This is a genomic window from Actinomadura sp. ATCC 39365 (genome assembly GCF_054392275.1).
Genome location: NZ_CP184335.1, coordinates 9,276,802 through 9,290,649 on the forward strand (window position 1 = coordinate 9,276,802; position 13,848 = coordinate 9,290,649).

At 73.3% G+C, this 13,848-nt stretch carries 13 protein-coding genes; 5 read left to right on the top strand and 8 right to left on the bottom strand.

Annotation, left to right across the window (positions count from 1 at the left end; genetic code table 11):
* Entirely contained in the window at nt 1-834 is an 834-nt protein-coding gene (locus ACNF49_RS44580) for a DUF6039 family protein (protein WP_482941505.1), read from the bottom strand.
* Nucleotides 835-968: 134 nt separating this feature from the next.
* On the opposite strand from ACNF49_RS44580, the gene ACNF49_RS44585 reads away from it, so the two are divergent.
* On the top strand, nt 969-2,252 hold the full coding sequence (locus ACNF49_RS44585; RefSeq protein WP_482941506.1) for a cation:proton antiporter: 1,284 nt from the start codon (nt 969-971) through the stop codon (nt 2,250-2,252).
* A gap of 2 nt (nt 2,253-2,254) precedes the next feature.
* Here the strand turns inward: ACNF49_RS44585 and ACNF49_RS44590 are convergent, their stop codons facing one another.
* On the bottom strand, nt 2,255-2,893 hold the full coding sequence (locus tag ACNF49_RS44590; protein ID WP_482941507.1) for a 4'-phosphopantetheinyl transferase family protein: 639 nt from the start codon (nt 2,891-2,893) through the stop codon (nt 2,255-2,257).
* Between the two features lie 59 nt (nt 2,894-2,952).
* On the bottom strand, nt 2,953-3,873 hold the full coding sequence (locus tag ACNF49_RS44595; RefSeq protein WP_482941508.1) for a nitroreductase/quinone reductase family protein: 921 nt from the start codon (nt 3,871-3,873) through the stop codon (nt 2,953-2,955).
* A gap of 168 nt (nt 3,874-4,041) precedes the next feature.
* Here ACNF49_RS44595 and ACNF49_RS44600 point away from each other — a divergent pair, with 168 nt between their 5' ends.
* The 4 genes from ACNF49_RS44600 (at nt 4,042) to ACNF49_RS44615 (ending at nt 7,788) form a co-directional block, all read left to right on the top strand.
* Entirely contained in the window at nt 4,042-5,004 is a 963-nt protein-coding gene (locus ACNF49_RS44600) for an MFS transporter (protein ID WP_482941509.1), read from the top strand.
* Complete coding sequence (locus tag ACNF49_RS44605) at nt 4,917-5,438, top strand: MFS transporter (protein ID WP_482941510.1); 522 nt, start codon at nt 4,917-4,919, stop codon at nt 5,436-5,438. Before ACNF49_RS44600 ends, ACNF49_RS44605 begins: the two co-directional genes overlap by 88 nt.
* 39 nt (nt 5,439-5,477) lie before the next feature.
* Nucleotides 5,478-6,542 carry an alkene reductase gene (locus tag ACNF49_RS44610; RefSeq protein ID WP_482941511.1) on the top strand — a complete coding sequence of 355 codons (1,065 nt, stop codon included), beginning with the start codon at nt 5,478-5,480 and terminating at the stop codon, nt 6,540-6,542.
* A gap of 511 nt (nt 6,543-7,053) precedes the next feature.
* Complete coding sequence (locus ACNF49_RS44615; protein ID WP_482941512.1) at nt 7,054-7,788, top strand: DUF8817 family protein; 735 nt, start codon at nt 7,054-7,056, stop codon at nt 7,786-7,788.
* Nucleotides 7,789-7,818: 30 nt separating this feature from the next.
* Here ACNF49_RS44615 and ACNF49_RS44620 read toward each other — a convergent pair whose 3' ends face one another.
* The 5 genes from ACNF49_RS44620 to ACNF49_RS44640 are packed head-to-tail and all read right to left on the bottom strand — an operon-like array spanning nt 7,819 to nt 13,742.
* Nucleotides 7,819-9,117, bottom strand: coding sequence for a phenylacetate--CoA ligase family protein (locus tag ACNF49_RS44620; RefSeq protein WP_357978840.1), 1,299 nt, complete (start codon nt 9,115-9,117; stop codon nt 7,819-7,821).
* Nucleotides 9,114-10,325, bottom strand: a complete 1,212-nt coding sequence (locus tag ACNF49_RS44625) for a hypothetical protein (protein WP_357978842.1) — start codon at nt 10,323-10,325, stop codon at nt 9,114-9,116. The genes ACNF49_RS44620 and ACNF49_RS44625 overlap by 4 nt, the downstream gene beginning before the upstream one ends.
* Nucleotides 10,322-11,605: a phenylacetate--CoA ligase family protein gene (locus tag ACNF49_RS44630; RefSeq protein ID WP_482941513.1), complete on the bottom strand. Its 1,284-nt coding sequence runs from the start codon at nt 11,603-11,605 to the stop codon at nt 10,322-10,324. The genes ACNF49_RS44625 and ACNF49_RS44630 overlap by 4 nt, the downstream gene beginning before the upstream one ends.
* A complete protein-coding gene (locus ACNF49_RS44635; protein WP_482941514.1) occupies nt 11,602-12,804 on the bottom strand; it encodes an ATP-grasp domain-containing protein in 1,203 nt (400 codons plus the stop codon). Before ACNF49_RS44635 ends, ACNF49_RS44630 begins: the two co-directional genes overlap by 4 nt.
* Nucleotides 12,801-13,742, bottom strand: coding sequence for a glycosyltransferase family 2 protein (locus tag ACNF49_RS44640; RefSeq protein WP_357978848.1), 942 nt, complete (start codon nt 13,740-13,742; stop codon nt 12,801-12,803). The genes ACNF49_RS44635 and ACNF49_RS44640 overlap by 4 nt, the downstream gene beginning before the upstream one ends.
* Nucleotides 13,743-13,848: the final 106 nt, after the last annotated feature.

Genomic DNA, 13,848 nt, shown 5'->3' on the forward strand with positions numbered 1-13,848 from the left:
CTAGGGCACCATCAGGACGTCGTGGATGCTGGTCGGCACGAACAGCCGGTCCCACTGCCCGCCGCCGTGCCGTTCCGGGACCCGTTCCACGTCGTAGACCTCCTTGCGCATGCCCTCGCCGCGGTCCAGCTCCCGCACGGCCTGGTAGTCGTCCAGCTCGCGCAGGTGGATGAGGGCGTGCAGGCGGTCCTGCCGGCCCCACGTCTGCTCGTAGATGAAGGCGGTGGCGCGGCCCTCGAGGTTGGCGTTGAGGTAGCGGGACCAGTCGTAGAGGAACTGCCGTCCCTCCTCGCGCAGCTCGTAGCGCGCGTCGGCGGTGCGCAGCACGATCGCCCCGGCGGTCGCCGAGTTGAGCTGCTCCCGCTGCGTGGTCTGGTGCGTCGCGGGCGGCACGAACGTGCCGGGCACGTCGTGCACGTCGTCGGTGAACCCGTGCTGCGGGCACATGACGGTCTCCTGGAGACTGCCGTGGACGAACATCTTCTCCCAGTTGCCGCCGCCCTTCTTGGGCAGCCGGTCCTTGAGCGAGATCTGCTGGAACGCCTCGTCGTGGTCCACCATCTCGATGAGCTTGCTGTACTTCTCGGGGGACTTCATGTGCACGAACCAGTGCAGCCGCTCGCGGACGCCGAAGACCTCCTCGTAGCAGAAGGTCGTGGCGACGCCGGCCTGGGCGCGGTTCATGTAGTCGAGCAGGTCCACGCTGAAGTCGCGGCCCTCGCGGGCCATGCCGTACTCCAGCATCCCCACACGGTGGATGATCAGGCCCGCGTTGCCCGAGTGCAGCAACTGGTCGGGGGGCAGGGTGGTCTGATACTGCGCCGGCTTCGTCATGCCCCGAATGTCGCCCACGGGCGCGGGAACCTCCGCTCAATATTGAGCAGGCCCCCGGGGTGCCCGTCGCCGGCGGGCTCAATATTGAGCAGCAGGACGACGGCCCGATCGGCCTAGCCTCTCATGTGCCTGACATGCCTCTGGGAGCCCACGAACTGCTGGTCTTCATGCTGCAGCTGGGCCTGCTCCTCGGTCTCGCCGTCCTGCTCGGCCGGCTGGCCGTGCGCCTGCGCATGCCCGCCATCGTCGGCGAGCTGACCGTGGGCGTGCTGCTCGGCCCGTCGCTGCTGAACCACCTCGCCCCCGCCCTGAAGTTCACCCAGCTCCACCTGCTGGACGCGGTGGGCCAGGTCGGCGTGCTGCTGCTGGTCGCCATCACCGGCATCCAGCTCGACTTCGGCCTGGTCCGCCGGCGCGGCGCGACGGCCGTCAAGGTGAGCGTCGCCGGTCTGGTCGTGCCGCTGGGGCTCGGCGTGGCCGCCGGTTTCCTGCTGCCCGCCTCCCTGCTCGTCGAGGGCACCAGCGTGACCGTCTTCGCGCTGTTCCTGGGCGTGGCCACGTGCGTCAGCGCCATCCCGGTGATCGCCAAGACGCTGACGGACATGAAGCTGCTGCACCGCGACGTCGGCCAGCTCTGCCTGACGGCGGGGATGGTGGACGACGCGTTCGGCTGGTTCATGCTCTCGGTCGTCTCGGCCATGGCGACCACGGGCGTGCGCACCGGGCAGATCGTGTTGTCGCTGGTCTACCTGGCCGCGCTGGTGCCGTTCGCGCTCTGGGTGGGCCGGCCGCTGGTCCGCTGGACGATGCGGGCCGCCACCCGCTCGGACGAGCCGGGCCCGGCCGTTGCCGTCGCCGTGGTGCTGGTGCTGCTGGCCGCCGCCGGCACGCACGCGCTCGGCCTGGAGGCCATCCTGGGCGCGTTCGTCTGCGGCGCGCTGATCGGGCGGTCCGGCCACGCCGACGCCGCGTGGCTGGCCCCGTTGCGCACGATCGTCCTCAGCGTGCTCGCTCCCCTGTTCTTCGCGACGGCCGGCCTGCGCATGGACCTCACGCTGCTGGCCAGGCCGGAGGTGCTGGCGGCGGCCGGGGCCGTGCTGGGGGTGGCGATCGTCGGCAAGTTCCTGGGCGCCTACCTGGGGGCGCTGCTGAGCCGGTTGAGCGCGTGGGAGGCGTTCGCGCTGGGGGCCGGCATGAACGCGCGCGGCGTCATCGAGGTGATCGTGGCGATGGTCGGCCTGCGCATCGGCATCATCGACACGGCGATGTACACGATCGTGATCGTCGTCGCGATCGTCACCTCGCTCATGGCGCCGCCGATCCTGCGCGTCGCGATGAGACGCGTCGAGCTCACCGCCGAGGAACGCCTGCGCCGGGCCGAGCACGAGCAGCTCGTCGAGCCCGGCCGGCGCGGCTGACCCTATCGGGGGACGACGATCGCCGTGGCCAGCAGCCCGGGGGCGGCCGTCCAGCGGCCCGCGAACTCCGCCAGGGGCGCGTCCGGCGGCAGCAGCCTGGCGCGGAAGCGGCCGTCGAGGGAGAAGGCGAGGGAACCGTCGTGGAACCCCAGCCACTCGCCGGTCAGCGGGAACCACGCCTTGTAGACCGACTCCTTGGCGCTGAACAGCAGCCGGTCCCAGCAGGTGCCGGGGCGCAGGTCGTGCAGCTCGCGCACCATCGCGGCCTCCTCGGGCCGGGCCACCATGCGGAAGACGCCTTCGGGGAGGGGTTCGTGCGGTTCGGCGTCGATGCCGATGCTGCGCACGTCGCCGGCGTCGGCCACGGCCGCCGCGCGGAACCCGGCGCAGTGCGTCATGCTGCCCACCGCGCCCGCCGGCCAGCGGGGCGCGCCGCGCCGGCCGGGGACGATGGGCGCGGGCGGGATGCCGAGGGCCGCCAGCGCCTCGCGAGCGCAGTGGCGGACGGTGGCGAACTCGCGCCGGCGTTTGGCGACCGCCTTCCTGACGGCGTGCCGCTCCTCGGGGAAGAGCCGCACGCCGGGCGGGTCGCCGTACGCGGTGGAGACGGCGACGTTGTCCGGGACGAGCGTCTCGATCATCGAGTGTCCCTCCTCCTGGGCCGGCGCGTGCCCCTGCGTCTACCCACAGGCCGCCGTCGTCACCTCTCGCCGGTGAGCGGTTCGAGGACGAAGACCGGGATCCGGCGCTCGGTCCTGGTCTGGTAGTCGGCGTAGTCGGGGTAGGCCGCCACCGCCCGCCGCCACCAGACGTCCTTCTCCTCCCCCGACACCTCGCGCGCCCGGTACACGCCGGTGGCCGTGCCGTCCTGGAGCTCGACGACGGGCTCGGCGAGCACGCTGGCGTACCACTGGGGGTTGACCGGGGCGCCGCCCAGGGACGCGACGGCCGCGTAGCGCCCCTCGTGCTCGACCCGCATGACCGGCGTCCTGCGCAGTTTGCCGGTCTTCGCGCCCCGGTAGGTCATCAGCACGACGGGCAGGTCCTTGATCGTGACGCCGTCGGTCGTGCCGGTGCGCATGATCTGCTCGACGTGCTCGCGGACCCAGTCCGACGCGCTGGGCTCGTACTCGCCGGTCGGGGCCTGCCCGGCCCGCCGGGCCGCCTCCGCCGGGCCGTGCCGCCGGCCGGGGCGCCTGTCCACGTTGTCGGTGAGGGTGTTGATCAGGGCGGGCAGCCCGGCCACCGTCTCGGCCGGCAGGCCGGCCACGGTCTCCTCGGCCAGGTCGACCCAGAGCCGCTTGACCTGCTCGGCCAGCGCCCGGCCGCTGTCGGTGAGCTCGACCACGCTGGCCCGCTTGTCGGACGGCGCCGGCGTGCGGCGGATGTGGCCGGAGGCCTCCAGCTTGCGGCTCATGAGCGTCACGCTGGGCGGCTCGCATCCCAGCGCCTCGCTGAGCTGCGCCTGGATCCTCGGCCCGGTGCGGGCGAGTTCGAGCAGCAGCGCCTCCTGCCCGGGATGCAGGCCAAGCGGGGCGAGCAGGGCGGCGGCCCTGGCGCGGTGGCGCAGGCTCAGCAGGCGGATCGCCTGGTTGACGGCGTCGGCTTGCGCGAAGTCCATGATCGCTCCTTGACGAAAATTAGTTATCTGCATAATAGTTATCCGCGTAACCAAATCCTACACGGCCGGGCAGCGCCCGCCGAAGCCGGGATCGCGAAGAGGGCCCCCTGACGCGGCGCCCGCACGCCGCACGTCCGCGACGCGAATCAGACAAGAACGGAACCACTCATGACGAGCATCGGCACCGCCGCCCGGCGGGCCACCCCACGGACCATCCCGTCCTGGCTGGTCCTGGCGCTGGCCTGCGCCGGCCAGTTCATGGTCATCCTGGACGCCTCCATCGTCAACGTCGCCCTCCCCGCGATCCGCGCGGAGCTCGGCTTCACCCCCACCGGGCTCGCCTGGGTGGTGAACGGCTACCTGCTCGCCTTCGCCGGCTTCATGCTGCTGGGCGGCCGGGCCGCCGACCTGTTCGGCCCGCGCCGGACGCTGGTCGCCGGACTGCTGCTGTTCTCCGCCGCCAGCCTGGCCGCCGGCCTGGCGACCGCGGCGGAGGTCCTGGTCGCGGCCCGCGTGGCGCAGGGCGCCGGGGCCGCCATGATGGCCCCGGCCACGCTGGCCGTGATCAACACGTACTTCACCGAGCCGGGTGCGCGCGCCAGGGCGTTCGGCGCCTGGTCCTCCGCGGGCGGCGTCGGCGGGATGATCGGCGCGGTGGCCGGCGGCGCCATCACCACCGGCCTGTCGTGGCGCTGGGTCTTCCTGATCAACGTGCCGGTCGGCGCGCTGCTGATCGCCGTGGCCCTCTCGGCGCTGGTCACCGTGCGGAGCGCGCGGCGCGAGCCGCTCGACCTGGCCGGCGCGGTCACCGGCACGGCCGGCCTGGCGGCGCTGGTCTACGGGGTCATGCAGAGCGCCGACCACGCCTGGTCGTCCGGACGGGTGCTCGTGCCGGTGCTCGCCGGGCTGCTGCTGCTCGCCGTCTTCGTCGTGGTCGAGGCGCGCTTCGCCGGCCGGCCCATGCTGCCCCTGCGGCTGCTCCTGATCCGGGGGTGGCCGTCGGGAACGGCATGCTGCTGCTGTTCGGCGGGATCACCATCGCGATGTGGTACTTCACGTCGCTGTTCCTGCAGAACGTCCTGGGCTTCAGCGCGCTGCTCGCCGGGCTCGGGCAGACGCCGGCGGCGGTGACGTTCATGCTGGTCGCCCGGGTGTCCGCGGCCCTGCTGCCGCGGGCCGGGGCGCGTCCGCTGGTGCTCGGCGGCGGCGCGCTCTTCGTGGCCGGGTTCGGCTGGCTGTCCCTGGCCGAGGCCGGCAGCGGTTACCTTCCCGCCGTCCTCGGGCCCACGCTGCTCGTCGCGGCCGGCATCGGGCTGACCTTCCCCACCCTCATGTCCGCGGCGACCGCCGAGGCGCCCGAAGGCGCGGCGGGCGTCGTCGGGGGCCTGGCCAACACCACCAGCCAGGTGGGCTCGTCGATCGGCCTGGCGGTCCTCGCCACGGCCGCGGGCGCCGCCGGGTCTCCTGAAGCCCTCGCCGACGGGTACGGCCTGGTCTTCCTCATCGCGGCCGGGCTCGGCCTGGCCCTCGCGGCGGGCGGCTTCCTGCTGCCGCGCCGCGCCTGATCCACCCGCACCCCCACCCCTTCCAGCAAGGAGACCTCCATGTCCATCGCCTTCGATCCGATCGCCGTGGGCGGCACGAAGCTGGCCAACCGGGTCGTCATGGCCCCGATGACCCGCAGCCGCGCCCGCGACGGGCTGGTGACGAGCCTGACCGCGCAGTACTACGCCCAGCGCGCCTCCGCCGGGCTGATCGTCACGGAGGGCGTCCAGCCGTCGGTGATCGGCCAGGGCTATCCCTTCACGCCCGGCCTGCACAGCGCCGCGCAGGTCGCCGCCTGGCGCGAGGTCACCGGCGCGGTGCACGCGGCGGGCGGGAAGATCTTCGCCCAGCTCCTGCACACCGGCCGGATCGGCCATCCGGTGCTGCTGCCCGAGGGGGCGGTCCCCGTCGCGCCGTCGCCGGTGGCCGCGCGCGGGCAGCTCTTCACCCCCGACGGCGTCAAGGAGTTCGTCACCCCGCGCGAGCTGACGGAGCCCGAGATCGAGCGGACCGTCGCCGACTTCGCGGACGCCGCCCGCAACGCCGTCGAGGCCGGCTTCGACGGCGTGGAGGTGCACGGCGCCAACGGCTACCTGATCCACCAGTTCCTCGCCCCCGGCACCAACCGGCGCACCGACGGCTGGGGTGGCTCGGCGGCCGGGCACGCCCGGTTCGCCGTGGCGGTCGTCTCCGCCGTGGCCGGCGCGATCGGCGGCGACCGCACCGCGTTGCGGATCTCGCCCGGGATGCCGAACAACGACATGCACGAGCCCGACCCGCGGCCGGTCTACGAGGAGCTGCTGGGCCGGACATCCGGGCTGGGGCTGGCGTACCTGCACGTCATGGAGGCCGCCGACCGGGAGCTGACGCGCGCCCTGCGGCGGCTCTTCCCCGGCCCGCTCGTCCTCAACCCGCACACCGGCGACCGCCCGACCGGCCCGGAGGACCTCGCGCTGATCGAGGACGGCACCGCGGACCTGATCGCCTTCGGCCGGCTCTTCCTCGCCAACCCCGACCTGCCCCGCCGTCTGGCGACCGGCGCGCCGCTCAACGCCCCGGACGCGGCCACCTTCTACGGCGGCGACGCCGCGGGCTACACCGACTACCCGGCCCTGCCCGTCTGACCGGCCGGTCGTGGGGGGCGGACCTGATCAGGCGACGCCGTCCTTTTTGATCTTCAAGGATGCGTCCGGCCGGAATTTCGGTCGGCCGATAAAGTGGCCTCCATGCGGAGAAGGCCGTCGGAGGCGGTGTCAAGGAAGGTCCGCCCCCCACGCTCCGGCGGCGATTCGCCGGGACATCCGCGAACGGGACTCCACCAGGCTCGATGCGCGCCTCCACCCGCCGGAGTCACCGAAACGTGATCGGCGCTTCTTTTCCCGGAGCGGACCCGCTTATTATTTGTCCCGCGCATGAACCAAGGGAAACAATTCCTCGGCGAATTCGGGGCGGGCGGACCGCCGGAAATTCACCTCCGCCCGGCCGCTATTCGAATAAGTCGGGAAAAGCGCATTGTTCGGTCAATTCCGCACCGGCATTCAGGCGGGTGGGGTCGCGGAACCGTCGTGGAACGATCCACATGCGAGAGGCCGTCATGGATGCCAGCATCGTCGGATGACCCGAAAGGTGGAATCCATGTCCGAGCCCGCGATCCGTCCCAACGAGACGACGGTTCCGGTGCTGCCCTGCCCCGCTCCCGAGCAGACCCTGGAGTTCTTCGAGGCGCTCGGGTTCACCGTCACCCACCGGCAGACCCGTCCTTACGTCTACCTGGCGATGCGCTGGAGCGGATTCGACCTGCATTTCGGCCCCGCGCCGAAGGGGCTCGACCCCGCCCGGGAGGCGACCGGGGCGTGCCTGGTCCTGGTCGACGCCGTGGCGCCGTACCACGCCGCGCTGGTCGCGGCCATGCGCCGGGCCTACGGCAAGGTGCTGAGCTCGGGCCTGCCGCGGATCACCCGCTACCGGCCCGGCGCGTCCAGGTTCACGCTGATGGACCCGTCCGGGAACTCGATCATGTTCATCCAGCGGGACGAGCCGGCCGAGCTGGAGTACGGCGGCTCCACGAAGCTGACGGGGCTGGCCAAGGCGCTCGACAACGCCCGGATCCTGCGCGAGTTCAAGAACGACGACCTGCAGGCCTACCGGGCGCTCAAGTCGGCCGTGCGCAGGCACGGCCCGCAGGCTCCGGCGGCCGAGCGGGCCATCGCCCTGTGCCACCTGGCCGATCTCGCCACGGCGCTCGGCGAGCCGGCCGAGCCGTGGCTGGCCGACCTGCGCGGCATCGAGCTCACCCCCGACGACAGGCGGCGCGTCGAGTCCGAACTCGGCCACCTCGCCGACCTGCGCGAATGGCTCGGACCGAGCTGACGGCGGAAGACCCGCGGCGAACGGCCGCCGTCAGGAGGCGGGGGTGTTGTGCATGATCTTGACCATCCGCACCTTGCCGTTGGGCTCCGGGGTGATGCTGTCCACCGTGCGCGCGGTCACCTCGAAGTCCGTGGCGACGGCGGCCACGGCGTCGCGGATCCGCCCGGCCAGGTCGGCGGGGGCCGACGGCGAGGGCACCAGCAGGATCTCCACCGCGCCCGGCCGGTACTGGAGCACCTGCACGCCGCGCACGCCCGCCGTCGGCATCACGGCCGGGTTGGTGAGGAAGTTGGCGTGCACCGTGCGCCCGTCGGCGGCCACCACGCGGTCCTCGGTCCGTCCCTGGATCCGGCGGATGATCGGGGTGTGGAAGGCGCGGCACGGGCAGTCGTCCGGCTCGATGAGCACGCGGTCGCCGAGCCGGTAGCGGATCAGCGGCATCGCCTCGGCGTGCAGCCGGGTCACCAGGACCTCGCCCTCGCCGTCGGCCAGCGACACGCTGCCGTCGTCGTGCAGCACCTCCACCACCACGTCGGCCGAGCGCAGGTGCATCGCGCCCTCGGGGCAGGTGCGGCCGATCGTGTACGCCTCCACCGAGGCGTACACTTCGTGGCCGCGCGCCCCGAAGTAGTTCAGCACGTGCTCGCGGGCCTCGGGGGTGAGCGTCTCACCGGCGAAGATGACGGTGTGCACGCCACGGTAGGCGATCTTCCTGCGGCGCAGCTCGTCGACGAGGGTGACGATGCAGCCGGGGAAGCCCCACAGGAACGTCGGCCGTCCGCGCAGGAACGCCTCGACCTGCTCGTCCAGGCTCCGGCTGGTGTTGACGTGGACCGTACGGGCCAGGCCGAGCCGCTGCAGTCGGTGCGGCCGGAACTCGCCCACCCGGAAGTAGCCGATCCGGTCCCAGGGACGCAGGCCCGAGGCCAGCAGGTCCTGGAGGTAGGTGGCACGCAGGTAGCCGAGGTCGCCCTCGGAGTAGAAGGGGCGGATGGGCACGCCCGAGGACCCGCTGGTGGGCGCCTCGCGGGTGTTGTCGGGGGTGAACCCGGCGGCCATCAGCTCGGCGGGCGGCAGGTCCCGGAGCGTCGTCCGGTCCAGCATCGGCAGGGCGGCCAGGTCGGCGGCGGTGGACAGCGCCGCCACGGCGTCGGCCGGGAGCACGCGGCGGTAGTACGGCACGTTGGCGTGCGCGTGGCGGACGAGCCCCGTCAGCAGCCGGTCCTGCACGACCTGGAGCCGGGCCGGGTCCATCCGGTCCCGCGAGCGCGCCAGGTACAGGTTCCGCACCACCGGCACCACCGGGATCGTGCTGGGCAAGCCCTTCATGAGGTCTCCTTCTTCAGCGTGGCCAGCATGACGCCGCCCTTGACCACCTCGCCCGCGCAGTACGCCAGCAGCGCGCCGAACGCCGCGGCGGCGGGCACCAGGAACCAACCGGCGGCGGCGACCACCACGAACTGCAGGCACGCGGCCACCGCGGCCAGCCGCCGTCCCCGGTCGTCGGTGTTCTCCACCAGCAGGAACGCGGGCAGCACGGCCACCGTCAGCGCCGCCTCGGCCAGCAGCACGGCGCCGGTCGCCACCATGCCCCGCTGGCCGCCCGCCAGCACCACCCCGAGCACGACCACCGCCAGGGCGCCGGCCGGCACGGCGGGCGCGAGGATGCGCCGCGCCATCCGGCGGGCGCCGGCCTCGCCCGTGCCCTCGATCCAGACCGCCACCCGCGGCTGGAGGATGCGCAGCAGGTAGGACACGCCCATCACGACCACGGACAGCGCCACCGACCACACGTAGAAGACGCTGGTCTTCTGCGCGTCGTCCAGGTGCGCGAAGTACGCGAACGTCACCGAGGTGGCCGCGACGGCGGTCACCTCGCCGACGCTGAGCAGCGCCGCCGCGCGTACGGCCGGCCGGTAGGCGCCCTTGTCCGCCTTGCCGGAGCGCCCGCGGATCAGCCCGGCCGCCAGCACGGCGTTCAGCACGACCAGCACGCCGACGTGCAGGGCCAGCAGCGCGTTGGCCCGCATCCCGGTCAGGGCCACCAGCCCGACGCCGGACGCCTGCGCGACGGCGAGCGTCAGGTAGGCGAACACGTCGGCCCGCGCCCGCCCGCGCAGCCGGTTCAGCGCCGCCATGACCGCGCAGCAGCCCAGCCCGCAGGCGTAGGCGGCGGCCGCCGCGTACCGGGCGGGCGCGCCGCCGGGGTCGGCCGCCGCCAGGGCCAGCCACACGGGCACGGCCAGCGCGAACGGCGTGGCCGCCAGCAGCATGAACAGCGGCCGCAGCGTCTGCCCGCCGCGCCGCGGCACCAGCGCGAGCGCCGCCTTCTCGATGCCGCTGGACGTCAGCGCCAGCAGCCAGCCCGACACGCCGTTGGCGGTGGCGTACAGGGCGAACTCGTCGGCGCCCCAGAGGCCGAGCAGCACCAGGTTGGCGGTCCACAGGGCGGCGCGGAACGCGCCGCGCCCGGCGAACAGGGCCGCCGTCACCGCCACGAGGCGTGGCGGCGGCCTGCGGCGCAGGCTCACGGTCACGGGCCGGCCTGGGCCGACTCGACGAACCTGCCCTTGCCGCCGGGGGTGAGCGTGACCCGTTCGGCCTGCTCGAAGCGCACCTCGACCGGGCCGCCCACCTGCTTGGCCAGGCCGTTCCGGTAGGCCGCGGCCACCTCGTCGAAGTCCCGGCCCGCCTCGGGGACCAGGTGGACGGTGACGTTGCCGTCGGCGTCCTGGCGGACCATGCTCTCGGCCACGCCGGGCGTCCACATGGCCAGCGACAGGAACGTGGCCGTGTAGACGCGGTGGCCGCCGGGGAAGGTGATGTAGTCGTCGGACCGGCCGCCGGTCACCCGCATGCGCACGAACCGGTTGCCGCAGCCGCACTCCCCCGGCACGATCATGCCGCGGTCGCCCAGGCGGTAGCGGATCAGCGGCATCGCCCGTTCCCTGAAGTGGGTCACCACGACCGCGCCGTCCTGGCCGTCGGGCACGGGCGCGCCGTCGTCGTCCACGATCTCCAGGCGGACGCGGTCCTCGTCCACGTGCATCGCGCCCCGGTCGCACTGGGTGGAGACGGTCAGCACCTCGTAGGCCGAGTACTCGTCGTACACCGGGACGCCGAAGCCGTTCGTCAGCAGCTCGCGCACCTCGTCGGTGAGCAGTTCGGAGTCGGTCATGACCATGCGCAGCGTGCGCCGCAGCCGGGCCACGTCGGCGGGGGAGGCGGCGCGCAGCAGCCCGCGCAGCACCACCGGATAGCCCATGATCAGGTGCGGGCGCACCTTCAGCACGTCGGCCAGGATCTTCGCGTCGCCCTGCCCGGCGCCGATGACCGTGCGCGGGAACAGGCCGAGCCGCTGGAACCAGCGCAGCGGGCGGGGGAACGGCTTGATGTGCGCGATCCGCCACCACGGCCGGTAACCCGACAGCAGGAAGCGGCGGAAGATGGTCGCGCCGTGGTAGCCGTAGGCGGCCACGTCGTGCCGGACCTCCAGGACGCGGCCCGTGGTCCCGCTCGTACGGTCCAGCCGGTAGTCCTTGGCGCCCAGGCCGGGCGTGTGGAAGCGGGACAGGTCGCCGTCCAGCACGGTGGCCTTGTCCAGGATCGGCAGCTCGGCCAGGTCGGCCAGGCTGCGCAGGGGCACGTCGTAGCGCGGGTCGGCGTAGTGCGGCACGTGCGCGCGGGCGAAGGCCAGCAGGTCGCGCAGGCCGTCGAGGGTGAGCCGGTCGATCTCGGCGCGCGGGCGGCGGATGGCGCGGAAGGCGTCCACGACGTGCCGCACCTCCCGCACGGCGACGCCCAGTCCATGGCTCACAGGCCGTCCCCGATCTCGAAGCGGAGCAGCCCGGTGGCCTCGGCCAGCACGCCGGCCAGGGCGTCCCGGCCGGAGGCGGCGGCGGTCAGGTAGCCGAGCTTGGCGCCCGCCCGCGTGTAGCGCTCCACGTGGTCGCCGGGGGCGGCGGCCAGCACCAGGTCGACGACGCCGGGCAGCGCCCTGACCTGCTCCTCGCCGTGCACCCGGACCAGCTTCCCGTCGCGTTCCGCGCCGAGCACGCGGACCGCGCCGTACCGGGTCGCCGCCGGGGTCAGGGACGGCGTCTCGCCCATGGCCGACAACACGTACTGCTCGACCACGTCCACGCCGTGGACCAGGCCCAGCAGCTCGGCCAGGCCGTTGCCGCCCAGGCGGGCGCCCATCTCGACGAGCACGACCTCGCCCGTCCCGGTGACCAGCACGTCGGCGCTGAGCGGCCCTTCGCGCAGACCGGTCTCGGCGCAGACCGCGTCGAGCATCGGGCGCACGGCGTCGGTGACGTGGTCCGGGCCCGGCATGGTGTGCTGGACGGTGATGAACAGCGGCGGCGGGGTCAGCTCCCGCTCGGCCAGGCCGATCAGCGCCACCTTGCCGCCGATCACGAACGCCTCGGCCGTGTAGTGGGCGCCCTCCAGGAACTCCTCGGCCACGACGCGGCCGGACAGCGACCACTCCCTGGCCAGCCCCACGGCCTCGGGCAGCTCGTCCGGCGCGCGGCACAGCGACACGCCGCGGCTGCCGGAGGAGTCCACCGGCTTGACCATGAGCGGGAAGCCCAGGTCAGGGGCGTCGCGCAGCACGTCCTCCGCGGCGCCGCTCACGTGGCGGGGGCCGGGCAGGCCGAGCCGGGCGCACATCGCGCGGAACCAGCCCTTGTCGACCGAGCCGCGCACCGCGCCCTCCGACAGCCCGCACGGCAGGCCGAGCCGGGCGGCCAGGGCGAGCTGCGAGGGCAGGTTGACGTCGCTGGCCGGGGAGACCACGCCGGCCAGGTCGTCGCGCTCGGCCAGGGCCCGCGCGACCCGCGGCACGTCGCGGGTGCTGAGGTCGAGGAACTCGTCGGCGTGCGCGACGCCGGGGGCGTCGGCCCGCATGTCCACGCAGATCGTGCGCACGCCGAGGCGGGCCGCGGCGCGGATGGTGCTGATGGCGCCGTCCGCGCCGCCGAGGACCGCGATGGTGCGGCGGGCGCCGGTCACGTGAGCCTCCCGGCGAGCAGGTCAGCGGAATCGACCGGCACGTTGGCCTCCCGTACGAGGAACAGCGGCGGACGGGCCTGACCGCGAGAGATGTGCAGAAGCGTGCGGGCCATCATGGTCAGCCCGAACAGGGCGGCGGCCAGCGCCAGCCCGAACAGCAGCGCGCTGCCGGTGATCCCGGCCAGCAGCGCCACGGGCAGGCCGATCAGGCCCGCCCACACCGCGGCCGAGATGGGCCGCGACGAGAAGCCGAAGAAGAGGTCCAGCGAGTGCCTGGCCAGCCCGCGCACGGTCACCTTGGACGAGCCGTGCACCCGCGGCCGGTGCGCGGTCGGCACGGTCGTCCAGGCGCGCGTCAGGCGCGGCAGCGTGGCCAGGAAGTACGGCGTGCCGAGCCGCAGGTCCACGATCCGGCGCGCGATCTCCGTACGGACCAGGCGGAACGTCGTGGCGCGCGGCGGGATCTCGATGCCCAGCAGCCGCCGCGCCAGCCAGTCGTGCACGATCGACGCGGTCCGCCGCGGCCAGGGGTCCTTGCGGTCCACGCGGATGCCGAACACCGCGTCGTACCCGTCGGCCGCCCGCTCGATCAGCCGCTTGGCCTCGGTGGGCGGGAACTGCAGGTCGGCGTCCAGATGCAGCACCCACGGGTTGCGGGCATACCGATAACCGGCCGAGAAGGCGGCCTCGACGCCGAAATTCCTGGACAACGATATGAACGACACCCGATTGTCACTCTCGGCGATCACGCGAATGCGCGCGAGCGTGTCGTCCGTACTGCCGTCGTCGACGAAGAGTATTTCGAGTTCGCCCTGGTCACCCAGCGCGTCTGCGATTTCGCGATAGGTGTCAGGGATGTTGTCGGCCTCGTTCAGGCACGGAACGACCACGGTGAGTGCCAGGCCGTCCGGCGGAACCGGAAGCGGATGTTCATTCATGGAACGGTCTTCACCACGTGTATCAACCCCGGTTCACCCCGTGACAGGGCCCGGGCATTCCCACCCGGCTACGACCCCGGTTGCGGAATATATCGGCACGTGTCAG

What these genes read in the sequence shown, in the direction of transcription:
- ACNF49_RS44580 (WP_482941505.1), bottom strand. Translation starts at nt 834, where the DNA reads ATGACGAAGCCGGCGCAGTATCAGACCACCCTGCCCCCCGACCAGTTG.
- ACNF49_RS44585 (WP_482941506.1), top strand. Translation starts at nt 969, where the DNA reads ATGCCTCTGGGAGCCCACGAACTGCTGGTCTTCATGCTGCAGCTGGGC.
- ACNF49_RS44590 (WP_482941507.1), bottom strand. Translation starts at nt 2,893, where the DNA reads ATGATCGAGACGCTCGTCCCGGACAACGTCGCCGTCTCCACCGCGTAC.
- ACNF49_RS44595 (WP_482941508.1), bottom strand. Translation starts at nt 3,873, where the DNA reads ATGGACTTCGCGCAAGCCGACGCCGTCAACCAGGCGATCCGCCTGCTG.
- ACNF49_RS44600 (WP_482941509.1), top strand. Translation starts at nt 4,042, where the DNA reads ATGACGAGCATCGGCACCGCCGCCCGGCGGGCCACCCCACGGACCATC.
- ACNF49_RS44605 (WP_482941510.1), top strand. Translation starts at nt 4,917, where the DNA reads ATGTGGTACTTCACGTCGCTGTTCCTGCAGAACGTCCTGGGCTTCAGC.
- ACNF49_RS44610 (WP_482941511.1), top strand. Translation starts at nt 5,478, where the DNA reads ATGTCCATCGCCTTCGATCCGATCGCCGTGGGCGGCACGAAGCTGGCC.
- ACNF49_RS44615 (WP_482941512.1), top strand. Translation starts at nt 7,054, where the DNA reads ATGTCCGAGCCCGCGATCCGTCCCAACGAGACGACGGTTCCGGTGCTG.
- ACNF49_RS44620 (WP_357978840.1), bottom strand. Translation starts at nt 9,117, where the DNA reads ATGAAGGGCTTGCCCAGCACGATCCCGGTGGTGCCGGTGGTGCGGAAC.
- ACNF49_RS44640 (WP_357978848.1), bottom strand. Translation starts at nt 13,742, where the DNA reads ATGAATGAACATCCGCTTCCGGTTCCGCCGGACGGCCTGGCACTCACC.